Raw genomic sequence first — 24539 nt, 5'->3', positions numbered from 1 at the left:
TGTCGCGCAAAAGTGTGCAGCGGTTTTGCGATAACGACACGCGTTGACATAAAACCTGAAGCGCAACGCGCTTTAGGGGTGGATCACCATTGCAGATCCAGCCGGTCCAGCCCGTGGAAATGGTAGACATCCTTGACCACCGGCGTCTTCGCCAGCCTCAGGCCGGCCAGCCGCTCGAACAGGATCGGCAGCACGACGTTGAGCTCCAGCCGCGCCAGCGGCGCGCCGATGCAGAAATGGATGCCGGCGCCGAAGGAGAGGTTTGCCGCCTCGTTGCGGTCGGGCTTGAAGGTGAGGGGATCGGTGAATTTTGCAGGGTCTAGATTGGCGGCAGCAAGGATGAGGCTGACCTTGTCGCCGCGCTTGAAGGAGACGCCGTCGATTTCGGCAGGCTCCAGGGCCCAGCGCTGGAAGATGTGGACCGGCGCGCAGATGCGCAGGGTTTCCTCGACGGTGCGCTCTGTCGTCGCCTCGTCCCCGAAGAGTTCCGCCGGATCGCAGCCGCTGTCGAGGATGGTGCGCACGGAATTACCGATCTGGTGCACGGTCGCCTCGTGCCCGGCATTGAGCAGCACGATCGTCGTCGACACGAGCTCCTCCTCGGTCAGATACTGGCCCTTGTGCTCGGTATGGATCATGTGGGTCAGCAGGTCGTCGCGTGGTTCGGCGCGACGTTCTCTGATGACCGTTTTGACGTAGTCGGAAAATTCCTTCGCCGCTTGTTCGGCCTCTTCCTCCTGCTCGCGCGTGCGGCCGAACATGTACATGCGGACATAGGCGTGCGACCAGGCAAGCAGTTGCGGTCCCATCTCTTCGGGAATGCCGATCATCCGGGCAATCATCGTCACCGGGATGATGTCGGCAAAGGCCGAGAGCAACTCGACCTCGCGCTTCTCCGCGAAACCGTCGATCAGCCGGTTGGCGAGTTCGGCAAGTTCCGGCTTCATCTTCTCGACATGGCGGGAGACGAAGGCGCGGTTGACGAGCGTGCGCAGCCGCGTGTGCTCCGGCGGCTCGAGTTCGAGCAGCGAATAACGTTCAGAGAGATCGAAACTGGCAAGATGCGGCATCGGCTCGGCAAGGCCGAGCTCCTCGCGGCTGGCGATATGCAGGATCTGCCGACCGAAGCGCCGGTCGCGCAGCAGTCCGTTCACATAGTCGTAACCCGTAAAGAACCACTGCTTTTGCTCGCTCCAGTAGAAGGTCGGGCAATGGGCGTGAAGTGCGGCATAGACGGCATTCGGGTCGCCGTAGAAGGCCGGGTTGCGGCCGTCCAGCGAGACATGACGGTTGGTGCGGTCGATCGAGAGAAAGGATGGGATCATCATGACCCGAGCCTTAGCGGATTTGCCGGACCTCGGAAAGATGTAGGGAGAGGATCCCGGACTACCCGGCCCGTGACAGGGTACCCATGCGTCGCAGCGCTTCGACCTGGTCGTCGACCGTTGGCACGAGTTCGCCGGCAGTGCTGCTCGGCGTGGCTGGTGCAGGGGCTGCGGCCTCCGCTTCGCCGAAGGTCACCGTGCAGTTGCGGCCGGCGGCCTTCGCTGCATAGAGCGCCCGGTCGGCGGCCGAGATCAGCTTGTCGATATTGGCTTCGATAGAGGAGGCGAGCGCGATGCCGATGCTGACGGTGACCGGAACGATCGCTTCGCCGGTGCTGACGGGAAGGCGGCAGAATTCGGTGCGGATCGCTTCGGCGATCGCCTCGGCTTCCGTCTGGTCCGCGACGGCGGCGAATGCGGCGAATTCCTCGCCGCCCATGCGGCCGAAGATGTTGTTCGGAATATACTGGCGGGCCATGCGCGCGAAGGCGGTCAGCACGGCATCGCCGGACTGGTGGCCGAAACGGTCGTTGACACGCTTGAAATGGTCGAGATCGAAAAGGATCACCGCAACCTGGCGCTGCTCGTCATGAGCTCTTTCCTGGATGCCGTCGAAATAGCCGAGCAGGCCGCGGCGGTTGAGCACGCCGGTCAGCGAGTCGGTCAGGGTGAGGGCACGCAGGTGCCGTTCGGAGCGCTCCATGATCAGCCGGCAGGTGAACGCGAAGGCGATGGTCAGCAGGAAGGCGCTGGCCATGGCGGAGGCGCCGCCGAGATTGGTCGCCTCGATATCGCTTGGCATCGTCAGCGCCATCGTCAGCGCCGAGCCGAAGCACAGGCAGCCCTGGATGATGAACACGCCCATCAGCCTGATGCGGGTACGCTCACGGCGCATGTCGCCGGCGGCGACCGCCATGGCGAGTGCCGTCGCACCCGTCGCTGAAGCAAGGTTGTAGAGCACCACCCGGTTTGAATAATCGCTGTTGACCCAGGGCAGGAAGACACCGGCGAGCCAGATTGCCGGCGGCAGCAGTGCCCACCATTCGATCCTCTTGCGGTCGAGTGCCAGAAAACCAGCCACCCAGGCGCTCTGGCCGAGCAGGGCGATGGCATTGCCCGCCTCTATGGAAAGCACGCTGGGGATTTCGCCGCGCAGCGCGACCATTGCAAAGCCGATGCCGGTCAGGAGGAAGCCCAAGCCCCAATAGAGATAGGCCTCGTTCCTGACGTTGTGGCGCCAGGCGACGAACAGCACCAAAGCGAGCGTCATGGCCTCGGAACACCAGATGGCGAGACCTGTAGCGAAATTGAACACGGCAGCAACCCCTTGTCTGTCAGTTCGCATCCTTGCCGAGGAAGCTCGCCACTTCCTTAATGTCGCTGCGCTGCGGTATTGTTTTAGGCCGATATCTGCCGGTAGGCTTTCCGTCGGGTAAACGTGTATGAGAACAGTCGAATAGAGTAAGCCTTCCTTCATCCTGTCATGGAGAAAAGCCGGGGGAGACCGTACCAAGGGCTCGCCGTTAACAGGCGTTTGGGGGAAAGAGGCTCAATGCAGCGGTTCCGGGATAACGACATGCATGAAAAGAAGGGGCTTTGCTGCCTTGGCCCGCCTTCTTAACGTTATCCTCATGCGTGTCTTGAAGAGGAGGGCCGGGACACTCTATGTAGGGGTAAGACATTTTTCTTTGATTCCCGGCGCCTGCCGGCGAGACGTTGACAAAGGACGCACATGAGAAACCCAGTCGATACCGCAATGGCCCTCATTCCGATGGTCGTGGAACAGACCAACCGCGGTGAACGCTCCTACGACATCTATTCGCGCCTGTTGAAAGAACGCATCATCTTCCTGACAGGTGCCGTCGAGGACCATATGGCGACGCTCGTCTGCGCCCAGCTGCTTTTCCTCGAGGCCGAAAACCCGAAGAAGGAAATCGCCCTCTATATTAATTCGCCCGGTGGCGTCGTCACCGCCGGCATGGCGATCTACGATACGATGCAGTTCATCAAGCCTGCGGTTTCGACGCTCTGCATCGGCCAGGCCGCATCCATGGGCTCGCTGCTGCTGGCTGCCGGCCACAAGGACATGCGCTTTGCCACGCCGAATTCCCGCATCATGGTGCACCAGCCCTCGGGCGGCTTCCAGGGCCAGGCTTCGGACATCGAGCGGCACGCCCGTGACATCCTCAAAATGAAGCGCCGCCTGAACGAGGTCTATGTCAAGCACACCGGCCGCACCTACGAGGAAGTTGAAAAGACGCTCGATCGTGACCATTTCATGGATGCGGACGAAGCCCAGAGCTGGGGCGTGATCGACAAGGTTCTGACGTCGCGCCTCGAAATGGAAGGCGAACAGGCCTAGTAATTAATAGGGATGGTGTTTTTGTCGCCACAGTTCTATCCCAATTGTGATTGAACAAGGGCTTTCATACGGCGACGAAGACGCTAATAGTAGCTATTAATGCTATGTTGAATTTTTATGACATAGCATTGGCATTCGAAGGGGAATTCGTTGCCGCCGGGACCAGGACATGATTGGTTGGCCCCGGTTCGTAGCCCCTGAAGCCCTTCTCGGCAAAGGCTCCGGAAACGGAGTGCCGCCAGGAGCTGATAGAGTGGACCGCGATTTCGCCTTGAAATGCGGCGTGCTGGAAGGAAAATGATATGAGCAAGGTCAGCGGCAGCAACGGCGGCGACTCCAAGAACACTCTCTATTGTTCGTTCTGCGGAAAGAGCCAGCACGAAGTCCGGAAACTGATTGCCGGACCGACCGTCTTCATCTGCGATGAATGCGTCGAATTGTGCATGGACATCATCCGCGAGGAGAACAAGTCCTCGATGGTCAAGTCCCGCGACGGCGTTCCGACGCCCCAGGACATCATCAAGGTCCTCGACGAATATGTCATCGGCCAGCGGCAGGCGAAGAAGATCCTGTCGGTTGCCGTTCACAACCATTACAAGCGCCTGGCGCACGCCTCCAAAAACGGCGAAGTCGAGCTGGCGAAGTCGAACATCATGCTCGTCGGCCCGACCGGCTGCGGCAAGACCTATCTTGCCCAGACCCTCGCCCGCATCATCGACGTTCCCTTCACCATGGCTGATGCGACGACGCTGACAGAGGCCGGTTATGTCGGCGAGGATGTCGAAAACATCATCCTGAAGCTGCTGCAGTCGGCCGACTACAACGTCGAGCGTGCGCAGCGCGGCATCGTCTACATCGACGAAGTCGACAAGATTTCGCGCAAGTCCGACAATCCGTCGATCACTCGCGACGTCTCGGGCGAGGGCGTGCAGCAGGCGCTGCTGAAGATCATGGAAGGCACGGTCGCTTCCGTTCCGCCGCAGGGCGGCCGCAAGCACCCGCAGCAGGAATTCCTGCAGGTCGACACGACGAACATCCTGTTCATCTGCGGCGGCGCTTTTGCCGGCCTCGACAAGATCATCTCTGCTCGTGGCGAGAAGACCTCGATCGGCTTCGGCGCCTCTGTCAAATCGCAGGATGACCGCCGCGTCGGCGAGGTCCTGCGGGAACTGGAGCCGGAAGACCTGGTCAAGTTCGGCCTTATCCCCGAGTTCATCGGCCGTCTGCCGGTTCTGGCGACGCTCGAGGACCTCGATGAGGACGCGCTGATCCAGATCCTGTCCGAGCCGAAGAACGCGCTGATCAAGCAGTATCAGCGGCTGTTCGAGATGGAAGACGTGGAACTGAACTTCCACGAGGACGCTCTGCGCGAAATCGCCCGCAAGGCGATCGTACGCAAGACCGGCGCTCGCGGCCTTCGCTCGATCATGGAGAAGATCCTGCTCGACACCATGTTCGAACTGCCGACGCTGGAAGGCGTGCGCGAGGTCGTCATCTCCGAGGAAGTGGTGCGCGGTTCGGCCCGTCCGCTTTACATCTATGCCGACCGGCAGGAAGAAAAGGCCAACGCTTCGGCGTGAGCTTGGGCTTTCGTGTGATTATTTTGGGGGCTTGCCATAGGCAGGCCCCTTTCTATTTGAAAAACCATGCCAAGCGCTGTTAGTATTTGCCCGTGGGAACCGGAGTTGCCTTTGCCGATGTTGCGCAAGGGGTAGTGCTTGGCAATGATGCCGTGATTCCGTAAGCCTATTGCTGGCGTTTGTATTTTAGCCGGGTCGGAAGTGGTCAGCGCCGGTCCAGCCACGCGTTTCATAGTGTTGGCGTTCCGTTGTAATAAAGCTGTCACATCCGAGGGACGCGGGCGTTAGCGTGGCTTGAAAAGCGTAGTTAGAACCTCCACTTGTAGCAACAAGTGAGTGCCGGCCGGTCCCAAGCGGCCGTGCAGAGAGCCCGGCAACGGGACGATGGAAAGGACATAAAATGACGAAGAAAACGTCTGTAGCGAGCAGCACTGCCTACCCTGTTCTGCCCCTGCGCGACATCGTGGTTTTCCCGCATATGATCGTGCCGCTGTTCGTCGGACGGGAAAAGTCGATCCGTGCGCTCGAAGAGGTCATGGGTTCCGACAAGCAGATCATGCTGGTGACGCAGATCAACGCCAGCGACGACGATCCGGATCCTTCCGCGATCCACAATGTCGGCACCGTGGCGAACGTGCTGCAGCTCTTGAAGCTGCCCGACGGCACCGTGAAGGTTCTGGTCGAAGGCCGCGCCCGCGCCGAGATCGACACCTATACCAGCCGCGAGGATTTCTATGAGGCGCTCGGCCATGTGCTCGAGGAGCCGCATGACGATCCGGTCGAACTGGAAGCGCTGTCGCGTTCGGTCGTCTCCGAATTCGAGAGCTACGTAAAGCTCAACAAGAAGATTTCGCCCGAAGTGGTCGGCGCCGCCAGCCAGATCGACGACTATTCCAAGCTCGCCGATACGGTCGCTTCGCATCTGTCGATCAAGATCACCGAGAAGCAGGAGATGCTGGAGACCACCAGCGTCAAGCAGCGCCTCGAAAAGGCCCTCGGCTTCATGGAAGGCGAGATCTCGGTTCTGCAGGTCGAAAAGCGCATCCGCTCGCGCGTCAAGCGCCAGATGGAGAAGACCCAGCGCGAGTATTACCTCAATGAACAGATGAAGGCGATCCAGAAGGAACTCGGCGACGGCGAGGAAGGCCGCGACGAGATGAGCGAACTGGAAGAGCGCATCTCCAAGACCAAGCTGTCCAAGGAAGCCCGTGAAAAGGCCGATGCGGAACTGAAGAAGCTGCGCCAGATGAGCCCGATGTCGGCGGAAGCCACCGTTGTGCGCAATTATCTGGACTGGCTGCTCGGCATTCCCTGGGGCAAGAAGTCGAAGATCAAGGCCGATCTCAACAATGCCGAGAAGATCCTCGAAGCCGATCACTTCGGTCTCGACAAGGTCAAGGAGCGCATCGTCGAATATCTGGCCGTGCAGGCCCGTGCCACCAAGATCAAGGGCCCGATCCTCTGCCTCGTCGGTCCTCCGGGCGTCGGCAAGACCTCGCTCGCCCAGTCGATCGCCAAGGCGACCGGCCGTGAGTATGTCCGTATGGCGCTTGGCGGCGTTCGTGACGAAGCCGAAATCCGCGGTCACCGCCGCACTTATATCGGCTCGATGCCCGGCAAGGTCATTCAGTCGATGAAGAAGGCGAAGAAGTCCAACCCGCTCTTCCTGCTCGACGAGATCGACAAGCTAGGCCAGGACTATCGCGGCGATCCGTCCTCGGCCCTGCTCGAAGTGCTCGATCCGGCCCAGAACATGACCTTCATGGACCACTATCTGGAAGTCGAATACGACCTGTCGGATGTGATGTTCATTACGACGGCGAATACGCTGAATATTCCTGCGCCTCTGATGGACCGCATGGAGATCATCCGTATCGCCGGCTACACCGAGGATGAAAAGCGCGAAATCGCCAAGCGGCACCTGCTGCCGAAGGCCATCAAGGAACATGCGTTGCAGCCGGAAGAATTCTCGGTCAGCGACGACGCCCTGATGGCGATCAGCCAGCAGTACACCCGCGAAGCCGGCGTCCGCAACTTCGAACGCGAATTGATGAAACTCGCCCGCAAGGCGGTCACCGAGATCATCAAGGGCAAGACGAAGGCCGTTCATGTGACGGCGGCCAACATCTCCGACTATCTGGGCGTCCCGCGCTTCCGCCATGGCGAAGCCGAGGGCGAGGATCAGGTCGGCGTCGTGACCGGTCTTGCCTGGACGGAAGTCGGTGGCGAGCTGCTGACCATCGAAGGCGTGATGATGCCGGGCAAGGGCCGCATGACGGTCACCGGCAATCTGAAGGAAGTCATGAAGGAATCGATTTCGGCAGCGGCCTCCTATGTCCGCTCGCGCGCCGTCGATTTCGGCATCGAGCCGCCGCGCTTCGACAAGAGCGACATCCACGTGCACGTGCCGGAAGGCGCGACGCCGAAGGATGGCCCCTCGGCCGGCGTCGCCATGGCAACCGCGATCGTCTCGATCATGACCGGCATCCCGGTGGACAGGCATGTGGCCATGACCGGTGAAATCACCCTTCGCGGCCGTGTGCTGCCGATCGGCGGTCTCAAGGAAAAGCTGCTCGCAGCGCTTCGCGGCGGCATCAAGAAGGTGCTGATTCCGGAGGAAAACGCCAAGGACTTGGCGGAGATTCCTGACAACGTGAAGAACAACATGGAGATCATCCCGGTATCCCGCATGGGCGAGGTGATCAAGCATGCGCTGATCCGGCGACCGGAGCCGATCGAATGGGACGGCACGGTAGAAACGCCCGTCATCGCAACGGTCGAAGGCCTCGATGAGACAGGCGCAACCATAGCGCATTGAGTGGCCTTTGCCACATTTATGCCCCATTGGGGCAAAACACGGAAAAAGGCTGGCGGAAACGCCAGCCTTTTTTGTGAAAACGTCATGTAGACGCTTGCTTTTCCTTGATTTGCAGGGCTTTTGGGTTTTCGGCGGGCCTGATGAAACCTATTCTGCGCCTAGCTTACTTTTGAGTCGTTTCATACCATTTAGAAAGGGGTGGAAACATGAACAAGAATGAACTCGTGTCCGCAGTAGCCGAAAAGGCAGGACTGACGAAGTCTGACGCGGCTTCCGCTGTTGACGCGGTTTTCGACGTTGTCCAGGCTGAACTCAAGAACAAGGGCGACATTCGCCTCGCGGGTTTCGGCAGCTTCACCGTTTCTCATCGTGCCGCAACGAAGGGCCGTAACCCGTCGACGGGCGCTGAAGTAGACATTCCGGCTCGCAACGTGCCGAAATTCACGCCCGGCAAGGGCCTGAAGGACGCCGTCAACGGCTGATCTGATATTATCCGTCAGCCGGAAACGAGACCGGTTGCGCAGGATTTGAGAGGGGTTCGGCTTTGCCGGACCCCTTTTGCGTTTGGCAGGTATTGCCGCCGCGCGGGCTTTGAACTACGACATTTCTGTTCTCAGGGCGGGGTGAAACTCCCCACCGGCGGTAAGGGTTTCGGCCTGAGCCCGCGAGCGCCTCCTTCCGCGCCCATGCGAAAGGCAGGGGTTGCCCTGCGTCGCTTGGTCGGGGTTCATGCGTCCTGATTTATGTTGGTCCCTGTTCTGGATGAAAGACATGAATCAGACTTCCCTTGCAGTCTCGCCGTCCCGCGCCGTTGTCGGTGCACTCTGGATGGTCCTTGCCGGCATTGCTTTTTCGCTTCTCAACGTCGTCACCCAATGGCTGACGATGAAGCTTGCCTTCCCCTCGGCCTCGGCAGCCTTCTGGCAATATGGCTTCGCCTTCCTGTTTTCGCTGCCGTTCCTGAAGAGGCTCGGCCTTGCGGCGATGCGGACGCGCTATCCCTGGCGTCACCTCGCACGCGTCGCGCTTGCCGCGCTCGGCGTCGAGGCTTGGGTCGCCGGCCTTGCCACCGTGCCGATCTGGCAGGCGATCGCGCTGGTGATGACCTCGCCCTTCTTCATCATTCTGGGCGCCCGGCTTTTTCTCGGTGAGCGCGTCGGCCCGGCCCGCTGGGCTGCGACGGCGGCGGGTTTCACCGGAGCGATGATCATCCTGCAGCCGTGGTCGGACGGCTTTGGCTGGGCGGCTCTCTTGCCTGTGCTTTCGGCGCTGCTGTGGGGCGCCTCGTCTCTGATCACCAAGAGCCTGACGGGCATCGAGCGGCCGGAGACGATCACCGTCTGGCTGCTCGTTCTGCTGACGCCGATAAATGGCGGGCTGGCGTTCGCGGCCGGCTTTGTAGTGCCGACGGGCGCAACCCTTGCCCTGTTCCTGCTGGCGGGGCTGCTGACTGCCGTAGCGCAGTATTTCCTGACGCTTGCCTATGCTGCAGCCGATGCCGCCTACGTCCAGCCGTTCGACGATCTGAAACTGCCGTTGAATGTGCTGGCCGGTTGGCTGTTCTTCGGCTATGCGCCGGCGGGCTACCTCTGGCTGGGAGCGGCTCTTATTCTCTCCGCTTCGCTGTTCATCATGCGAAACGAGATGCGCCGGGTGCGCAAATCAGCCTGACATGATCTGACGCAAAATGCCGCGTCTGTCATGCCTCTGTCATGCCGCTCCCGCAGAAAACTCATGTTTCGAATGTTCGACACATGGGGGATTTCATGACAATTTCATCGCGCAAGGCAGCACTTGCTGCCATGCTTCTCGCATCCGTCGCCTTTCCGGCCGCGGCCGAGCCGGTTTTCAACCGCATCGCGTCCTTCCCGGTCGCAGAGAACCTGCCGGCCGACAAGGACAAGCTTTCGGTGAGCTCCGCCGAGATCATCACCGCGACTGACGACGGCAACACGCTGATCTATAGCGACAGCCCGCTCGGCGCGATCGGCTTCATCGACATTACCGATGCCAAGGCCCCAAAGGCCGGCGGCGCGCTGATGATGGACGGCGAGCCGACTTCGGTCACCTCGAGCGCCGGCAAGGCGTTGGTTGCCGTCAACACCTCCGAAAGCAAGGCGAAGCCCTCGGGCCGTCTCGCGATCGTCGACGTGGCGACCAAAAAGATCGAAAACACGTGTGATCTCGGCGGCCAGCCGGATTCGATTGCCCTCAACAAGGACAAGACGCTCGGCACCATCGCAATCGAAAACGAGCGCGACGAAGACGTCAATGACGGCAAGATCCCGCAGATGCCGGCCGGCGACCTCGTCGTCTTCCAGGTCAAGAACGGCACTGTCGATTGCGGCACTATCAAGCACGTGGCGCTGACCGGGCTTACCGGCGTCGCGCCGGAGGATCCGGAGCCGGAATTCGTCGCCTTCAACAGCCTGAACCAGATTGCCCTGACGCTGCAGGAAAATAACGAGATCGTCATCATCGACGCCAACACGGCTGAAGTGAAGACGCATTTCTCCGCCGGCAGCGTCGATCTCACGGGTATCGATACCAAGCGTGACGGCGCCCTGAAATTCTCAGGCGAAGCCAAAGGCGTGCTGCGCGAACCGGACGCCGTCAAGTGGCTGGACGACAACCGCCTAGTCGTCGCCAATGAAGGAGACTACCAGGGCGGCTCGCGCGGCTTCACCATCTTCGACAAGACGGGCAAGCTTCTCTACGAATCGGGCGCATCCTTCGAACGCGCCGTCGCTCATATCGGCCACTATCCGGAAAGCCGCTCGGGATCGAAGGGCGTCGAGCCGGAAGGCCTCGAAGCCGCCAAGTTCGGCGACGATCAATATTTCTTCCTGCTCGCCGAACGTGCCTCGGTCGTCGGCGTCTATAAGGATACCGGCGCCGATCCCGAACTCGTCCAGCTGCTGCCATCAGGCATTTCGCCGGAAGGCGCGATCGCCATTCCCGCCCGCAACCTCTTTGCGACCGCCAACGAGGTCGATCTCGGCAAGGACGGCGGCACGCGCTCGCATGTGATGATCTACGAGCGCTCGGAAGGCGAGAAGGCCTATCCGCAGATCGTCTCCGCCGAGAAGGACGGCAATCCGATCGGCTTCGCAGCCCTTTCGGGTCTCGCCGCCGTTCCGGGCAAGCCGGGCATGCTCTACGCCGTCAGCGACAGCGTTCTGGGCTCGCAGCCGACGATCTACACGATCGATGCCAGCAAGAAGCCGGCCGTCATCACCGACGCCCTCGTCGTCAAGCGTGACGGCACCCCGGCCCAGAAGCTCGACATCGAAGGCATCGCGGCTGCCGCCGATGGTTCCTTCTGGCTCGCCTCGGAAGGCTACAGTGAGCGTCTCGTTCCGCACGCGCTCTACAACGTCAATGCCAAGGGCGACATCAAGGCCGAGATCGCCCTGCCGAAGGAACTCGTCGCCAACGAAATCCGCTACGGCTTCGAAGGCGTGACCATTGTCGGCACCGGCGACGACACCACGCTCTGGATGGCGGTCCAGCGCGAGTGGAGCGACGACGAGAAGGGCTTCGTCAAGCTCGTCTCCTACAATCCGAAGAAGAAGGAATGGGGTGCCGTTCGCTATCCGCTCGACAAGACGGAAAGCGGCTGGGTCGGCCTGTCGGAAATTTCCGCTCAGGGCGATAGCGTCTACATCATCGAGCGCGACAACCTCGTCGGCGATGCCGCCAGGCTGAAGAAGCTCTACAAGGTCGCGATATCAGACCTGAAGCCCGCCAAGCTCGGGGCCGAGCTGCCGGTCGTCAAGAAGACCGAAGCCCATGACTTCCTCGGTGAACTGAAGACCGCGACCAATGGCTATGTGCTGGACAAGCTCGAAGGCTTCACCTTCGACGCGTCGGGCAAGCCCTACGCGGTTACCGACAATGACGGCGTCAGCGACTCCTCCGGCGAGACCCTGTTCTTCCCCGTTGACCTGGTTGGCACCAACTGAGCCCACCAACTGACTTGACGGATCGACGATATGCAAATGGCCGGGCGAAAACCCGGCCATTTGCATTTTGGAGTGTCGGACGGCCTACCAGCGCTGATGCACATGCGGCGCGATCAGCCGCTCGTAGATCTCGCGCGTTGCCGCCATGACATCGCCCGAAAGCGGCGCAAGTTCGGAGGCGGCCGCGTTGGCCTTGGCCTGCTCGGCATTGCGTGCACCGGGGATGACGACGGTGATGGCATCGCTCATCAGGATCCAGCGGAGCGCGAAGGCAGCCATGGTGGCGCCCTCGGGCACCAGCTTGCGCACCTCTTCCACCGCCTGCAGACCGACCTCGAAGGGCACGCCGGCAAAGGTCTCGCCGACATCGAAGGCTTCGCCGTTGCGGTTGAAATTGCGGTGGTCGTCGCTGGCAAAATGTGTGTCCCGGGTGATCTTGCCGGAGAGAAGGCCGCTGGCGAGCGGCACCCGGGCGATGATCGCCACATTCCTCCGGCGCGCTTCCTGGAAGAACAGATGGTCGGGGCGCTGGCGGAAGATGTTGTAGATGATCTGGATGCTGACGACGCCGGGATATTCGATCGCCTTCAGCCCGTCTTCGACCTTCTCGACGCTGACGCCGTAACCCTTGATCTTGCCGGCCTCCTGTAGCGCGTTCAGGCCCTCGAAGACCTCAGGCTGGTAAAGCACGTCGCGCGGCGGGCAGTGGAGCTGCACGAGGTCGAGGCTGTCGACGGCAAGATTCGTCAGGCTGCGGTCGATGAAGCCTTCGAGATTAGCCTTTGTGTAGCCTTCGGCGAGATGCGGGTTGAGGCGGCGGCCGGCCTTGGTGGCAACCATCGGCCGTTCGCCGCCACGCGTCTTCAGCACGTCGGCGATGATCTTTTCGGAGCGGCCGTCGCCATAGACATCCGCCGTATCGATGAATGTCATGCCGGCATCGAGCGCGGCATTCAACGCCGCGCGTCCGTCCGCCTCGCTGATATCACCCCAGGAGCCGCCGATCTGCCAGGCGCCGAAGCCGACATTGGTGGCGGTGAAGGGCATGCGGCCAAAAGCGTGGTGTTTCATGAAAAATCCTCCCTACTGTATGTCGCCCGGATGTGTGTGGGGACAACGACATGCATAAAAACAAAGAGCCAAAGCGCGTCGCATGATTCAAGCAAGATGCGACGCGCTGATGAAAGACACTGGCACTATCAGCCGGGTGACTTTGCGGCAATTGTCGATCCGGCTTTGATTGGTCGCCCCGATGAAATATCGTTCTGCTACACGGCTTCAACCGCATGGATGGAAAAGGAAAGATCATGGAGATCAAACCCGTCGGCTCTCGCCCCTCGACGAAGCCACCGGCCGACTATTTCACCGGCGCCGTTCGCCAGGATCCGCTGATGGAAACGCCGGCGCCGGCACGGGCGAGGGCGGTCTCCGTGACCTTCGAACCCGGCGCCCGCACGGCCTGGCATACGCATCCGCTCGGCCAGACGCTGATCGTGACATCAGGCAAGGGTCTCGCCCAGAGCTGGGGAGAGGACATCCGCGAGATCCGCGCCGGCGATACCGTCTGGTTCGCGCCGGGCGAAAAACATTGGCACGGAGCTGCCCCGGATACGGCGATGACGCACATCGCCATTCATGAGGCGCTGGACGGCAATCACGTCGACTGGATGGAAAAGGTCAGCGACGAGCAATATTCCGGCAAGGCCTGATCAGAGCCGCTTCAGGCAATAGGAAAAATGCGCGTGCGATTCGACCGTCAGGAACTCGAATTGCCAGCCGTAATCCTTGCAGAACTTGGTGACCGCCTCGACGACACCATAGACGATCGGCTTGACCGTATTGCCCGTGCAGAAATCATGCCCGGCAATACGCCCCGTCCGCTTGACCTTCTTTTCGCAGAGCAGGAGCTCCTGCCAGGTGAGCTCGAAGGAATGATCGGTATCGATATAGGCCCAGTCGAGGAAATCGTCCTCGAATTCGGCAAGCTTCTCGAGCGATGTGCCCTGCATCAGGTGCAGCCGGCCAGCCTCGATCTCGGCGGCGAAATTCGTGTGGATCGAGTCGAGCCCGGAGCTGTAGCGATCCATCGACCAGGGATCGATGAGGTAGAGCTGCGCCGGGCGATTCTTTTCCAGGATCTCAGCCGTATATTGGCCGAAGGCTGCCCCGACCTCGACGCCTATGCCGCCGTTCGGAATCCGATAAAGCAATTCGCCGCGATCCGGCAGTAGCCGGGCGTTTTCCATATGATGGGCGCTGAGCGGAGTGCGCGGCATGCTCGCCCGGAGCGCCTGCCTGTCTTCACGTGTCTTCATCTCTGATCTCGGGATTGCGGGCGACTGACGGCCCTGATGCGGTTCGAGGGGAAGGTAGGAGCAGCCGACACCGATGACAACCGCATGACAGGAATTTGCTTCTTTCGAACAAACCGCTAAGTTCCATCTGTGAACTGACGAAAAAGCCTCGGGAGGAGCGATTTCATGAGACGCATGTGGCCTGAAGAATTCAACGCCATCATCAGCGGAGCTGAGGAGGTGATGTTGGAAACACCAGCCGAGGCCGGCGAAGCGCCGCTGCAGCGCAAGGCGCTGAAGGCGCGAATCACCATGCAGGATTACGAGCGGATCTGGCCGCTCGCCGAGATGCGCTTCCGGCTTGGCGAAAGAGATGGCAAGGCCATCACGCTGATCACCACCAATCCCCATTACCACGCCTGGCACCCGAAGGACGGCGGCAGCGTCGATTCCGTGTCGGACAGTGGCCGCCACTACAAGACGGATTATCTCGTCGTGCACTTCCTGCTCGACGACGTGAAGGAAACGTCTCCCGCCTGAGGTGCTGAGGGCCCGGTGCGGCAGGAAGCCGCACCGGCGTCCTGTGGAAGCCGAGTTGATCTCGACGCTGATGACAACGGCGGCGATATCGCTAAGCTTGGGCGAACCATATCCTTACGAAATTGGAGGTTCCCGTGACGGGCAACGTGCTGGATATCCCGGTCAAGACTGTGGATGGTCGTGAGACCACGCTCAACGAATACAAGGGCAGGGTGCTCCTGGTCGTCAATGTCGCCTCGAAATGTGGGCTGACGGTCCAATATGAGGGGTTGGAAAAGCTTTATGGGGAAAAGCGCGAGCGCGGCTTCGTCATCGCCGCGTTTCCCGCCAACGATTTCAAGGGCCAGGAGCCGGGCACCGACGCCGAGATCCTCGATTTTTGCACCAGCACCTATGACGTCACCTTTCCGATCTTCTCGAAGATCTCGGTCAAGGGCGAAGCCCAGCACCCGCTTTACCGGCAACTGACCAAGTCGGGTGTCGCGACGACGGGCGACGGCCCGATGCGCGAACGCCTGAAATCCCACGGCATGACAGGCGGCGACGAGGACGACATCCTCTGGAACTTCGAAAAATTCCTGATCGGCCGCGACGGCAAAGTCGCTGCCCGATTCGCCCCCGATGTGACGGCCGACGATTCGCGACTTGTTTCCGCTGTGGATAAAGAACTGGCGAAGGGATGAACGGTGGGCGATGAGCACCGACCAGACAGCGGGATGCTCATTACCCCGATCACGCTCTCACATCTTAGTCGGAGAAAATAAGAAAGCGCATCCGGCGCCATTCCAAGGTCCTCAGATCCCAAGCACGGTCACAAGCGGGGGCGTAAAGTCCTTGAAGCCCACTCTCGGCCAGTCGCACCTCTTGTCGAATTTCGTCTTTGGTTCGTGGCGCTGGCATGTCGGATTCGTCTTGAATGCATATCCGGGCAGGGTGACGTATGTGGCACTTGGCGCGCCGAGGGCAATCGCGATGCACAGCGTCAATACTGAGCGCAGGGTCGTCATGGCACACCTCCAGGCGTGATGAACCTTCAAACGCGGAGACTTTCCGGGCGGCGAATTCTCCCACTTTTGCCGACCCCTATCCATTCGCCCAATAGGAGGTGGCGCGCCGGCTGGGAGTGGTCCGCTTTATGGAGCGCTGGCGGGACGGCGCGCATCTGAAGCTGCCGGGATGTACGCCTTGCTGCGCCGGAACGTCTTGCCGCATGCTGCCTCGAGAACGCAGTCCTGCCCAGAACTCGGACCGTGGTGTGCCGCCGCACGGGGAATCCGTCCGCCGGTTCACCGGATACGGAGAGTCGTGACGAACCGATGGGCAGGATGTAATCGCCGTGAAATGGCAGACGGTGAGCGTCCTCCAAACGGCGAGGGATGCCCATCACCCCAATCACACAGTCACATCTGCGTAAGAGAAAATGAGAAGGCGCACCGGGCGCCACTCATAAATGAAACGCGGTTTTGGAAAAACGAAAACGTATATTTATCGCCACTTTGACCGCTGTCTCTGAAAGACGCGGGGAATCGGCTGATGGTGCTTAAGACGCCGCGCTGGCTGGCTTTGCTGATTTCCAAGCTGCAGGCTGAATTGTCTGCATCGACCGAAAAATTAATCGGCAGATCGGACCGCATTCGCAGGAGATATGTTCTGGCTTCTCGCGCGGGGGTTTCTCCCGATGTCGTGATCGTCTGATCCCCGGCAGATAGGAACACCTCTTGCGCCGGCTCTCTGGCAATGCACGGCGGCGCAGCCACGCTGGCGAGAAGCAGCGTAGAGATGATGGCAACGGTTTTCATGAGGTGTCTCCTGACAAAACATCTTGCGCAGATCCTGACCGGATTAGCGAGCTAATTCGGGAGTCTAACTCTGATGAACATGTTGCAGGAAAGTTGCAAATGGTGGGCGATGAGAGACTCGAACTCCCGACATCCTCGGTGTAAACGAGGCGCTCTACCAACTGAGCTAATCGCCCATCGCAAACGAAGCCGGATCGGCCTGCCGCGTTGGTGGCCGTGATCTATGCGGATCGCGGCAAAACCGCAAGAGTGTTTGTGAAGATTTTTTGATTTTTTTGTTGGTGGTCCCCTGTCTTGCAATGCCGCTCAGGCTCGGTTCGGCTGTGGAAAAGTAAGGGGGAGGGCGGCGAGCATCTCCGTTTTGAAGGCGCTGTGTCTGGGCCTGACCATGGCTGCGGAAGACGGAAGTGGCGGCTTTTGTTCGTATGGCGCCCAACCCGCCGAAACAATTCGCAGACTGTCATGGTTTTGTCTCCAAACCTGCTTGACACTAAAAGGCGAACCCCGTAGTTAGCCGCTCATCGAAACGGGCAGCCGTTTTGGAGAGGGTGCGAAGGCATCCGGACTGCTTGAAATGAATTGCGGGTGTAGCTCAGTTGGTTAGAGTGCCGGCCTGTCACGCCGGAGGTCGCGGGTTCGAGCCCCGTCACTCGCGCCATTTCAAGTCTTTGTAAAACGCAAATGCGATTTGTCGTTTGTCCGGTTCTTTTCATCCTCGCGGCCGCAAAGTGGCCGATCAATGCGCGGGTGTAGCTCAGTCGGTTAGAGTGCCGGCCTGTCACGCCGGAGGTCGCGGGTTCGAGCCCCGTCACTCGCGCCATTTCTTCCAAAAGCCATGCAGTTTCCAGTGGTCAGCCATGCAGGTTCAAACGGCTTGCACGGATTTGTCGCGACATCGTTGCATCTGCTTGATAATGTCCGCCCGACACGCGTCGAATTGCCTCTGTAAAAGTCTTGCGCCGGGGCCTCGGCTGCGCTAACCACGGCTTGTTGCAACGCACGTTCGCTTGCCGGGCATTTGCCCAAATGCGCCGCCTGGCGTCTCCGGCAAGCAGGGATGAACATGATGACTGAACTACTCAGTTCTTATATTCCGATCGCTATCTTCATTGCTATTGCGCTCGTTATCGGCTTGGCGCTGCTCATTGCGCCGTTCGCCGTGGCTTTCAAAGCGCCTGATTCGGAAAAGCTCTCGGCTTACGAATGCGGCTTCAACGCTTTCGACGACGCCCGCATGAAGTTCGACATCCGTTTCTACCTCGTGTCGATCCTCTTCATCATCTTCGACCTCGAAGTCGCCTTCCTCTTCCCCTGGGCCGTCTCCTTCGGCGCCATCGGCTGGTTCGGCTTCTGGTCCATGATGGTCTTCCTTCTCGTGCTGACCATCGGCTTTATCTATGAATGGAAGAAGGGAGCCCTGGAATGGGAGTAGCCCCTGTGAGCAATCAGCCGCTTGTTGCCCAGCAGCCGAAGGGGATTATCGATCCCTCGACCGGCAAGCCCATCGGCAGCAACGACCCATTTTTCGGCGAGATCAACAATGAGCTTGCCGACAAGGGTTTCCTCGTTACCTCGACCGACGAACTGATCAACTGGGCCCGCACCGGCTCACTGATGTGGATGACCTTCGGTCTTGCCTGCTGCGCTGTCGAAATGATGCAGCTGTCCATGCCGCGTTATGACGTCGAGCGCTTCGGCTTTGCGCCACGCGCCTCGCCGCGCCAGTCCGACGTGATGATCGTCGCCGGCACGCTGACCAACAAGATGGCGCCGGCGCTGCGCAAGGTCTACGACCAGATGCCCGAGCCGCGTTATGTCATCTCGATGGGCTCCTGCGCCAATGGCGGCGGCTATTATCACTATTCCTATTCGGTAGTGCGCGGCTGTGACCGCATCGTGCCGATCGACATCTACGTGCCGGGCTGTCCCCCCACGGCAGAGGCGCTGCTTTACGGCGTGCTTTTGCTGCAGAAGAAGATCCGGCGTACCGGCACGATCGAACGCTAAGGGTTAAGGACAAGGCATATGAGTGAAGCCCTGACTGAGCTTGCGTCCTACCTTGGCGAAGCGCGCGGCAACCTGATCGCCGCATCGCAGATGAAGTATGGCGAGCTGACGCTGACGACGACGGGTGAAAACCTGGTCGCGCTTCTGACCTTCCTGCGCGACGACGCCAAATGCGTTTTCGTCAACCTGATCGATATTTGCGGGGTCGACTGGCCGCAGCGTGAGCTGCGTTTCGACGTCGTCTACCACCTGCTGTCGCCGAAGAAGAACCTGCGCATCCGCGTCAAGGTCGCAACGGATGAAGATACGCCGGTCCCGTCGGCCTGCCCCGTCTATCCCGGCGCCGACTGGTTCGAGCGCGAGACCTGGGACATGTACGGCGTGCTCTTCACCGGCCATCCGGACCTGCGCCGCATCCTGACCGACTACGGCTTCGAAGGCCATCCGCTGCGCAAGGACTTCCCGACCACCGGTTTTGTCGAAGTGCGTTACGACGACGCGGCAAAGCGAGTCGTCTACGAGCCGGTCGAGCTGAAGCAGGAATTCCGCAACTTCGACTTTATGTCGCCCTGGGAGGGGACTGAATATGTTCTGCCTGGGGATGAGAAGGCGAAGCAGTAGTCTTAGGCATCAGGCAGAAGCCAGCAGGCAGTAGTGACAAGGGAGAATGGCAACGGCGATTAATTCCTATCAGGATCTTAAGGTGTGGCAGCGCTCCATGGATCTTGCGGTTGAATGTTACGGCCTCACAAAGGAATTTCCAAAAGAGGAAATTTATGGCCTTGCCTCCCAGGTAAGACGTTCGGCAGCATCCATTGCAGCAAACATCGCGGAAGGTTACGGACGCGAGTCAACGGGTGCCTACGTGCACCACTTGAAAATTGCCCAAGGGTCTCTGAAGGAGTTGGAAACGCATCTGATACTCTCGGCACGAGTAGGAATTGTCACGGTGTCACAAACCCAGTTGGCGCTTTCCTTGATCGCAGAAGTGGGAAAGATGCTGTGGTCGCTCATTCGTCGCCTGCAAGATGGACGGAACGAACATGAGAACTGAAAACTACACTATTGCCTATTGCCCATTGGCTTATGCCTGCAATAGCGGAGCGCGTTGCAAATGACCGAACATAACGTCCGCAACTTCAACATCAACTTCGGACCGCAGCATCCGGCGGCGCACGGCGTTCTTCGTCTTGTCCTGGAGCTTGACGGCGAAATTGTGGAGCGGGTCGATCCGCATATCGGCCTTTTGCATCGCGGCACCGAGAAGCTGATCGAGACCAAGACCTATCTTCAGGCCGTGCCCTATTTCGATCGTCTCGACTACGTCGCGCCGATGAACCAGGAACATGCCTATGCGATGGCCGTCGAAAGGCTGCTCGGTATCGAGATCCCGATTCGCGGCCAGCTGATCCGCGTTCTCTATTCGGAAATCGGCCGTATCCTCTCGCACCTTCTGAACGTCACGACGCAGGCCATGGACGTCGGCGCGCTGACGCCGCCGCTCTGGGGCTTCGAAGAGCGTGAAAAGCTGATGGTGTTCTACGAGCGCGCCAGCGGCTCACGCATGCACGCCGCCTATTTCCGTCCGGGTGGCGTCCACCAGGACCTGCCCGAACAGCTCGTGCAGGATATCGGCGCCTGGTGCGACCCGTTCCTGAAGGCGCTGGACGACATCGACAACCTGTTGACCGGCAACCGTATCTTCAAGCAGCGCAACGTCGATATCGGCGTCGTCTCGCTGGAGGAATGCTGGGCTTGGGGCTTCTCCGGCGTCATGGTGCGCGGTTCGGGTGCGGCCTGGGATTTGCGTCGCGCCCAGCCCTATGAATGTTATTCCGATCTAGAATTCGACATTCCGATCGGCAAGAATGGCGACAACTACGACCGCTATCTGATCCGCATGATCGAGATGCGCGAGTCGGTCCGCATCATGAAGCAATGCGTCAACCGCCTGCTCTCGGATGCGAAGACCGGTCCCTTCTCGTCGATCGACGGCAAGGTCGTGCCGCCGAAGCGCGGCGAAATGAAGCGCTCGATGGAAGCGCTGATCCACCACTTCAAGCTCTATACCGAAGGCTACCACGTGCCGGCCGGCGAGGTTTACGCCGCCGTCGAGGCGCCGAAGGGTGAGTTCGGCGTCTATCTGGTCTCCGACGGCACCAACAAGCCCTATCGCTGTAAGATCCGCGCCCCGGGTTATGCCCATCTGCAGGCGATGGACTTCATGTGCCGCGGCCACCAGCTTGCCGACGTCGCGGCAGTGCTCGGCTCGCTCGACATCGTCTTCGGCGAGGTGGACCGCTGATGCAGCTTCTGCCGCTGGCCGTTGCAATCCTTCTTTCGGCATCCGGGGTTTTGGCTCAGGAGTCCGATAGCCTCGGCACGCCGCTGGGCCATAAGGAAGAGACGCCGCCGACGCAGCAATCGTCCATGGGCGAGCTTTTGTCCAAGGGCTATCAGATCAAGGCTGCCATTCCGAACGGCAGCAAATTCGTAGTGTTTATGCAAAAAGACCAGTCGGCCTATGCCTGCGAAATGCAGTCTTTGACCGCTTCGCGGTGTGGAACCCTAAACTGACAAGGCGTGAGAAAGAATGTCCGTTCGTCGATTAGCCGAAGATCAATTCCAGCCTGCCGCATTCGCCTTCAGCGATGACAATGCGATCTGGGCGGACAAGACGATCCAGAAATACCCCGCCGGCCGCCAGCAATCGGCGGTCATCCCGCTGTTGATGCGGGCGCAGGAGCAGGACGGCTGGGTCACGCGCGCGGCGATCGAAAAGATCGCCGACATGCTTGATATGGCCTATATCCGCGTGCTCGAGGTCGCGACCTTCTATACGCAGTTCCAGCTGCATCCGGTTGGTACCCGCGCCCATGTCCAGGTCTGCGGCACGACGCCCTGCATGCTGCGCGGCTCGGAAGCGCTGATGTCGGTCTGCAAGAGCAAGATCCATGCCCATGCCCTCGAGCGCAATGCCGAAGGCACGCTGTCCTGGGAAGAGGTCGAATGTCTCGGGGCCTGCGTCAATGCGCCGATGGTGATGATCGGCAAGGACACCTATGAGGATCTGACGCCCCAGCGTCTCGAAGAGATTATCGACGTTTTTGCCGCCGGCAATGGCGCCAGCATCAAGCCCGGCACCCAGATCGACCGGGTGTTTTCGGCGCCTGAAGGCGGCCCGACCTCGCTCACGACCGAAGAGCCGAAGGCAAGGACGCGCGCCAAGAAGGCCGATGCCGAAGCCGTGTCGGCTCCAGTCGACGCCGCGCCGGTTCCGCCCTCCGAGGCCGCCCGCCCGAAGAGCACCGATGCCGAGACCAATGCTGCCCTGAAGACGCCGGCAACGGCGCCGAAGGCGGCTGCGAAAAACGCCAAGGCTGCCGAGCAGCAGCCGATATCAGGCACTGCGGCCGCCGAACCGGCGCCGAAGGCTGCCGTCAAGGCTGAAGCTGCCCCGGCGGCAAAGCCTGCCCTGACCGACAAGAACCGTCCGGCCGGCGTCGAAAAGCCCGCCGCACCGGATGATCTGAAGATGATCTCGGGTGTCGGCCCGAAGATCGAGGCGACATTGAACGAAATCGGCATCTTCACCTTCGCGCAGGTCGCAGGCTGGAAGAAGGCCGAACGCGAATGGGTCGACGGCTATCTGAACTTCCGCGGCCGCATCGAGCGCGATGACTGGGTCAAGCAGGCCAAGGCGCTCGCCAAGGGCGGGGAAGCGGAATATATCAAGGTCTTCGGCAAGAAGCCGCGGTAAGAGGTGAAGCATGTTACAAGATAAAGACCGCATCTTTACCAACATCTACGGCCTCAAGGACAAGTCCCTGAAGGGCGCGATGAGCCGCGGCCACTGGGACGGCACCAAGCAGATCCTCGAAAAGGGCCGCGACTGGATCATCAACGAGATGAAGGCGTCTGGCCTCCGTGGTCGCGGCGGCGCCGGCTTCCCCACGGGCCTCAAATGGTCCTTCATGCCGAAGGAAAGCGACGGCCGTCCGCACTACCTCGTCGTCAACGCCGACGAATCGGAGCCGGGCACCTGCAAAGACCGCGACATCATGCGCCACGATCCGCATACGCTGATTGAAGGCTGCGTCGTTGCGAGCTTCGCGATGGGCGCCAATGCGGCCTACATTTATGTGCGCGGCGAATATATTCGCGAGCGCGAAGCGCTGCAGGCGGCGATCGACGAATGCTATGATTATGGCCTGCTCGGCAAGAACAACAAGCTCGGCTGGGACATGGACATCTTCGTCCATCACGGCGCCGGCGCCTATATTTGCGGTGAAGAAACCGCGCTGCTCGAAAGCCTCGAAGGCAAGAAGGGCCAGCCGCGCCTGAAGCCGCCATTCCCGGCCAACATGGGCCTCTATGGCTGCCCGACGACGGTCAACAATGTTGAATCGATCGCTGTGGCGCCGACGATCCTGCGCCGCGGCGCCGGCTGGTTCTCGGCCATCGGCCGTCCGAACAATGTTGGCACCAAGCTGTTCATGCTCTCCGGCCACGTCAACAAGCCGTGCACGGTCGAAGAGGAAATGGGCATCACCTTCCGCGAACTGGTCGACCGCCATGCCGGCGGCATTCGCGGCGGCTGGGACAACCTGCTTGCCGTCATTCCGGGCGGCGCATCCTGCCCGATCGTTCCGGCCAAGGACATCATCGACTGCCCGATGGATTTCGACGGCCTTCGCGGCGTCGGCTCGTCCTTCGGCACGGCTGCCGCGATCGTCATGGACAAGTCCACCGACGTCATCAAGGCGATCGCCCGTATCTCCGCCTTCTTCAAGCATGAGAGCTGCGGCCAGTGCACGCCCTGCCGCGAAGGCACGGGCTGGATGTGGCGCGTGATGGAGCGCATGGCAAAGGGCAATGCCCAGAAGCGCGAAATCGACATGCTGTTCCAGGTGACGAAGCAGATCGAAGGCCACACCATCTGCGCGCTCGGCGACGCCGCCGCATGGCCGGTGCAGGGTCTGATCCGTAATTTCCGTCCGGAGATCGAAAAGCGCATCGACCAGTATACGGCGAGCGCGCTTGATCACGGCGCGGTTCTGGAGGCGGCTGAATAATCATGGCGAACAATGCATCCAAGGGTAGGAAAAACGAAGAAGTCGCCGATTTCGCGGCTGGTTTCGGCCGTCTTGCTGCCGAGATGCTTGAAAATGCACAGGCGATGCCCGTGCATCCGCTGATGGCGCATCCCGCTGCAGCCTTTGCCGCCGCAACGGCGATTGGCTTCGGTTTCTCGACTCAAATGGCTGGTGCTTTCTTCGGCGCCTGGCAGAGCGCCCTGGAAACGACCGGCAAGGTCGCTGCCGCCCTCGATGACACGCCGCCGGACGAACTGAAGCCCGATGTCGATATCCGGCCGGAGAATATTGGCCCGATCGTGAAGGCGTTCACCAAGCCGCCGGCCGAAAAGAAGGCAGGACCGAGACTGACGGTCGTCAAGCCGGTCAGCGAGCCGACGCTAGCCAGCCAAACGAAGGCCAGCCTGCCAAAACCGACCGTGAAGGCAAAATCGGTTGCGCGGGGGAAGACCGACGATCTCAAGCTGATCACCGGCATCGGCCCGAAGCTGGAGCAGGTGCTGAATGCCAAGGGCATTCGCAGCTTCGCCGAGATCGCCGCCTGGACCGACGAGGAGATCGCCCGGTTCGACGCCGAGCTCGGCTTCAGCGGCCGCATCGGCCGTGACGACTGGACCGGTCAGGCCAAAGTTCTGGCAGGGCGGGGCCGCAGAAGGAAATGAACTGTCCGGCTGTGTCAATCGGCCGGAAAGATGGGCAGATCGGCGGACGGGCGGGGGCCTCGAGATGCCGGTGCGGGTTCCGGGTCTGGGA

The 24539-nt window shown here is 60.5% G+C and carries 24 protein-coding genes and 3 tRNA genes; 20 read left to right on the top strand and 7 right to left on the bottom strand.

Annotated elements, in window-relative coordinates; translation table 11 throughout:
* Positions 1 to 83 precede the first annotated feature (83 nt).
* Both A6U98_RS07850 and A6U98_RS07845 read right to left on the bottom strand, forming a co-directional pair.
* A complete protein-coding gene (locus A6U98_RS07850) occupies positions 84 to 1328 on the bottom strand; it encodes a cytochrome P450 (RefSeq protein ID WP_064649108.1) in 1245 nt (414 codons plus the stop codon).
* A gap of 58 nt (positions 1329 to 1386) precedes the next feature.
* Positions 1387 to 2802 (bottom strand): GGDEF domain-containing protein, encoded by a 1416-nt coding sequence (locus tag A6U98_RS07845; protein ID WP_197496358.1) that lies wholly within the window; start codon positions 2800 to 2802, stop codon positions 1387 to 1389.
* Between the two features lie 255 nt (positions 2803 to 3057).
* Here A6U98_RS07845 and clpP point away from each other — a divergent pair, with 255 nt between their 5' ends.
* The 6 genes from clpP (at position 3058) to A6U98_RS07815 (ending at position 12050) form a co-directional block, all read left to right on the top strand.
* Positions 3058 to 3687, top strand: a complete 630-nt coding sequence (gene clpP / locus A6U98_RS07840; protein ID WP_003558436.1) for an ATP-dependent Clp endopeptidase proteolytic subunit ClpP — start codon at positions 3058 to 3060, stop codon at positions 3685 to 3687.
* 302 nt (positions 3688 to 3989) lie between these two features.
* On the top strand, positions 3990 to 5267 hold the full coding sequence (clpX, locus tag A6U98_RS07835) for an ATP-dependent Clp protease ATP-binding subunit ClpX (RefSeq protein ID WP_003547337.1): 1278 nt from the start codon (positions 3990 to 3992) through the stop codon (positions 5265 to 5267).
* Between the two features lie 400 nt (positions 5268 to 5667).
* On the top strand, positions 5668 to 8085 hold the full coding sequence (lon, locus tag A6U98_RS07830; RefSeq protein WP_017959927.1) for an endopeptidase La: 2418 nt from the start codon (positions 5668 to 5670) through the stop codon (positions 8083 to 8085).
* Between the two features lie 206 nt (positions 8086 to 8291).
* Positions 8292 to 8567, top strand: coding sequence for a DNA-binding protein HupB (gene hupB, locus A6U98_RS07825; RefSeq protein WP_003558438.1), 276 nt, complete (start codon positions 8292 to 8294; stop codon positions 8565 to 8567).
* Between the two features lie 289 nt (positions 8568 to 8856).
* Positions 8857 to 9756, top strand: a complete 900-nt coding sequence (locus A6U98_RS07820) for a DMT family transporter (RefSeq protein ID WP_064649104.1) — start codon at positions 8857 to 8859, stop codon at positions 9754 to 9756.
* 83 nt (positions 9757 to 9839) lie between these two features.
* Positions 9840 to 12050, top strand: coding sequence for an esterase-like activity of phytase family protein (locus A6U98_RS07815; RefSeq protein WP_197496357.1), 2211 nt, complete (start codon positions 9840 to 9842; stop codon positions 12048 to 12050).
* A gap of 84 nt (positions 12051 to 12134) precedes the next feature.
* On the opposite strand, the gene A6U98_RS07810 is transcribed toward A6U98_RS07815, so the two are convergent.
* A complete protein-coding gene (locus A6U98_RS07810) occupies positions 12135 to 13121 on the bottom strand; it encodes an aldo/keto reductase (protein ID WP_064649102.1) in 987 nt (328 codons plus the stop codon).
* 236 nt (positions 13122 to 13357) lie between these two features.
* On the opposite strand from A6U98_RS07810, the gene A6U98_RS07805 reads away from it, so the two are divergent.
* Positions 13358 to 13759 carry a cupin domain-containing protein gene (locus tag A6U98_RS07805; RefSeq protein WP_027685153.1) on the top strand — a complete coding sequence of 134 codons (402 nt, stop codon included), beginning with the start codon at positions 13358 to 13360 and terminating at the stop codon, positions 13757 to 13759.
* Here the strand turns inward: A6U98_RS07805 and A6U98_RS07800 are convergent, their stop codons facing one another.
* A complete protein-coding gene (locus A6U98_RS07800; RefSeq protein ID WP_064649099.1) occupies positions 13760 to 14365 on the bottom strand; it encodes a class I SAM-dependent methyltransferase in 606 nt (201 codons plus the stop codon).
* Positions 14366 to 14530: 165 nt separating this feature from the next.
* On the opposite strand from A6U98_RS07800, the gene A6U98_RS07795 reads away from it, so the two are divergent.
* Complete coding sequence (locus A6U98_RS07795; RefSeq protein ID WP_018241586.1) at positions 14531 to 14884, top strand: hypothetical protein; 354 nt, start codon at positions 14531 to 14533, stop codon at positions 14882 to 14884.
* 134 nt (positions 14885 to 15018) lie between these two features.
* Complete coding sequence (locus A6U98_RS07790) at positions 15019 to 15567, top strand: glutathione peroxidase (RefSeq protein WP_064649098.1); 549 nt, start codon at positions 15019 to 15021, stop codon at positions 15565 to 15567.
* A 111-nt stretch (positions 15568 to 15678) separates the two neighbouring features.
* Here A6U98_RS07790 and A6U98_RS07785 read toward each other — a convergent pair whose 3' ends face one another.
* The 3 genes from A6U98_RS07785 to A6U98_RS07775 all read right to left on the bottom strand — a co-directional run bounded on the left by A6U98_RS07785 (position 15679) and on the right by A6U98_RS07775 (position 16859).
* A complete protein-coding gene (locus tag A6U98_RS07785) occupies positions 15679 to 15891 on the bottom strand; it encodes a hypothetical protein (RefSeq protein WP_064649095.1) in 213 nt (70 codons plus the stop codon).
* 393 nt (positions 15892 to 16284) lie between these two features.
* Positions 16285 to 16683, bottom strand: coding sequence for a hypothetical protein (locus A6U98_RS07780; RefSeq protein ID WP_064649093.1), 399 nt, complete (start codon positions 16681 to 16683; stop codon positions 16285 to 16287).
* A 100-nt stretch (positions 16684 to 16783) separates the two neighbouring features.
* Positions 16784 to 16859, bottom strand: a tRNA-Val gene (locus A6U98_RS07775).
* A 405-nt stretch (positions 16860 to 17264) separates the two neighbouring features.
* Between A6U98_RS07775 and A6U98_RS07770 the strand changes: the two genes are divergently transcribed.
* The 11 genes from A6U98_RS07770 to A6U98_RS07720 all read left to right on the top strand — a co-directional run bounded on the left by A6U98_RS07770 (position 17265) and on the right by A6U98_RS07720 (position 24448).
* Positions 17265 to 17341 (top strand) — tRNA-Asp (locus A6U98_RS07770).
* Positions 17342 to 17426: 85 nt separating this feature from the next.
* Positions 17427 to 17503, top strand: a tRNA-Asp gene (locus A6U98_RS07765).
* 246 nt (positions 17504 to 17749) lie between these two features.
* Entirely contained in the window at positions 17750 to 18115 is a 366-nt protein-coding gene (locus A6U98_RS07760; protein WP_010055493.1) for an NADH-quinone oxidoreductase subunit A, read from the top strand.
* Positions 18106 to 18690 carry an NADH-quinone oxidoreductase subunit B gene (locus tag A6U98_RS07755; protein WP_003547368.1) on the top strand — a complete coding sequence of 195 codons (585 nt, stop codon included), beginning with the start codon at positions 18106 to 18108 and terminating at the stop codon, positions 18688 to 18690. Before A6U98_RS07760 ends, A6U98_RS07755 begins: the two co-directional genes overlap by 10 nt.
* A gap of 18 nt (positions 18691 to 18708) precedes the next feature.
* Positions 18709 to 19311 carry an NADH-quinone oxidoreductase subunit C gene (locus A6U98_RS07750; RefSeq protein WP_064649091.1) on the top strand — a complete coding sequence of 201 codons (603 nt, stop codon included), beginning with the start codon at positions 18709 to 18711 and terminating at the stop codon, positions 19309 to 19311.
* 46 nt (positions 19312 to 19357) lie between these two features.
* Complete coding sequence (locus A6U98_RS07745; protein ID WP_064649089.1) at positions 19358 to 19744, top strand: four helix bundle protein; 387 nt, start codon at positions 19358 to 19360, stop codon at positions 19742 to 19744.
* A gap of 60 nt (positions 19745 to 19804) precedes the next feature.
* The gene (locus A6U98_RS07740) at positions 19805 to 20995 is read left to right on the top strand and encodes an NADH-quinone oxidoreductase subunit D (protein ID WP_064649087.1); all 1191 of its coding nucleotides are present in this window, start codon (positions 19805 to 19807) and stop codon (positions 20993 to 20995) included.
* A complete protein-coding gene (locus tag A6U98_RS07735; RefSeq protein ID WP_064649085.1) occupies positions 20995 to 21267 on the top strand; it encodes a hypothetical protein in 273 nt (90 codons plus the stop codon). Before A6U98_RS07740 ends, A6U98_RS07735 begins: the two co-directional genes overlap by 1 nt.
* Before the next feature lie 16 nt (positions 21268 to 21283).
* Entirely contained in the window at positions 21284 to 22450 is a 1167-nt protein-coding gene (locus A6U98_RS07730; protein ID WP_064649083.1) for an NADH-quinone oxidoreductase subunit E, read from the top strand.
* Between the two features lie 10 nt (positions 22451 to 22460).
* On the top strand, positions 22461 to 23765 hold the full coding sequence (gene nuoF / locus A6U98_RS07725) for an NADH-quinone oxidoreductase subunit NuoF (RefSeq protein WP_003558451.1): 1305 nt from the start codon (positions 22461 to 22463) through the stop codon (positions 23763 to 23765).
* 2 nt (positions 23766 to 23767) lie between these two features.
* Positions 23768 to 24448: a hypothetical protein gene (locus A6U98_RS07720; protein WP_064649081.1), complete on the top strand. Its 681-nt coding sequence runs from the start codon at positions 23768 to 23770 to the stop codon at positions 24446 to 24448.
* Positions 24449 to 24539: the final 91 nt, after the last annotated feature.

It is taken from the genome of Rhizobium sp. WYCCWR10014 (assembly GCF_001657485.1).
Classification (GTDB): domain Bacteria; phylum Pseudomonadota; class Alphaproteobacteria; order Rhizobiales; family Rhizobiaceae; genus Rhizobium.
Note: the sequence above shows the minus strand (reverse complement) of the source record. Positions and strands in the feature narration are given on the sequence as shown.

Excerpts from the sequence above, each read along its gene's own strand:
- A6U98_RS07850 (WP_064649108.1), bottom strand. The coding sequence starts at position 1,328 with ATGATGATCCCATCCTTTCTCTCGATCGACCGCACCAACCGTCATGTC.
- A6U98_RS07845 (WP_197496358.1), bottom strand. The coding sequence starts at position 2,802 with ATGAAGGAAGGCTTACTCTATTCGACTGTTCTCATACACGTTTACCCG.
- clpP (WP_003558436.1), top strand. The coding sequence starts at position 3,058 with ATGAGAAACCCAGTCGATACCGCAATGGCCCTCATTCCGATGGTCGTG.
- clpX (WP_003547337.1), top strand. The coding sequence starts at position 3,990 with ATGAGCAAGGTCAGCGGCAGCAACGGCGGCGACTCCAAGAACACTCTC.
- lon (WP_017959927.1), top strand. The coding sequence starts at position 5,668 with ATGACGAAGAAAACGTCTGTAGCGAGCAGCACTGCCTACCCTGTTCTG.
- hupB (WP_003558438.1), top strand. The coding sequence starts at position 8,292 with ATGAACAAGAATGAACTCGTGTCCGCAGTAGCCGAAAAGGCAGGACTG.
- A6U98_RS07820 (WP_064649104.1), top strand. The coding sequence starts at position 8,857 with ATGAATCAGACTTCCCTTGCAGTCTCGCCGTCCCGCGCCGTTGTCGGT.
- A6U98_RS07815 (WP_197496357.1), top strand. The coding sequence starts at position 9,840 with ATGGGGGATTTCATGACAATTTCATCGCGCAAGGCAGCACTTGCTGCC.
- A6U98_RS07810 (WP_064649102.1), bottom strand. The coding sequence starts at position 13,121 with ATGAAACACCACGCTTTTGGCCGCATGCCCTTCACCGCCACCAATGTC.
- A6U98_RS07805 (WP_027685153.1), top strand. The coding sequence starts at position 13,358 with ATGGAGATCAAACCCGTCGGCTCTCGCCCCTCGACGAAGCCACCGGCC.
- A6U98_RS07800 (WP_064649099.1), bottom strand. The coding sequence starts at position 14,365 with ATGAAGACACGTGAAGACAGGCAGGCGCTCCGGGCGAGCATGCCGCGC.
- A6U98_RS07795 (WP_018241586.1), top strand. The coding sequence starts at position 14,531 with ATGAGACGCATGTGGCCTGAAGAATTCAACGCCATCATCAGCGGAGCT.
- A6U98_RS07785 (WP_064649095.1), bottom strand. The coding sequence starts at position 15,891 with ATGACGACCCTGCGCTCAGTATTGACGCTGTGCATCGCGATTGCCCTC.
- A6U98_RS07780 (WP_064649093.1), bottom strand. The coding sequence starts at position 16,683 with ATGAAAACCGTTGCCATCATCTCTACGCTGCTTCTCGCCAGCGTGGCT.
- A6U98_RS07760 (WP_010055493.1), top strand. The coding sequence starts at position 17,750 with ATGACTGAACTACTCAGTTCTTATATTCCGATCGCTATCTTCATTGCT.
- A6U98_RS07755 (WP_003547368.1), top strand. The coding sequence starts at position 18,106 with ATGGGAGTAGCCCCTGTGAGCAATCAGCCGCTTGTTGCCCAGCAGCCG.
- A6U98_RS07750 (WP_064649091.1), top strand. The coding sequence starts at position 18,709 with ATGAGTGAAGCCCTGACTGAGCTTGCGTCCTACCTTGGCGAAGCGCGC.
- A6U98_RS07745 (WP_064649089.1), top strand. The coding sequence starts at position 19,358 with ATGGCAACGGCGATTAATTCCTATCAGGATCTTAAGGTGTGGCAGCGC.
- A6U98_RS07740 (WP_064649087.1), top strand. The coding sequence starts at position 19,805 with ATGACCGAACATAACGTCCGCAACTTCAACATCAACTTCGGACCGCAG.
- A6U98_RS07735 (WP_064649085.1), top strand. The coding sequence starts at position 20,995 with ATGCAGCTTCTGCCGCTGGCCGTTGCAATCCTTCTTTCGGCATCCGGG.
- A6U98_RS07730 (WP_064649083.1), top strand. The coding sequence starts at position 21,284 with ATGTCCGTTCGTCGATTAGCCGAAGATCAATTCCAGCCTGCCGCATTC.
- nuoF (WP_003558451.1), top strand. The coding sequence starts at position 22,461 with ATGTTACAAGATAAAGACCGCATCTTTACCAACATCTACGGCCTCAAG.
- A6U98_RS07720 (WP_064649081.1), top strand. The coding sequence starts at position 23,768 with ATGGCGAACAATGCATCCAAGGGTAGGAAAAACGAAGAAGTCGCCGAT.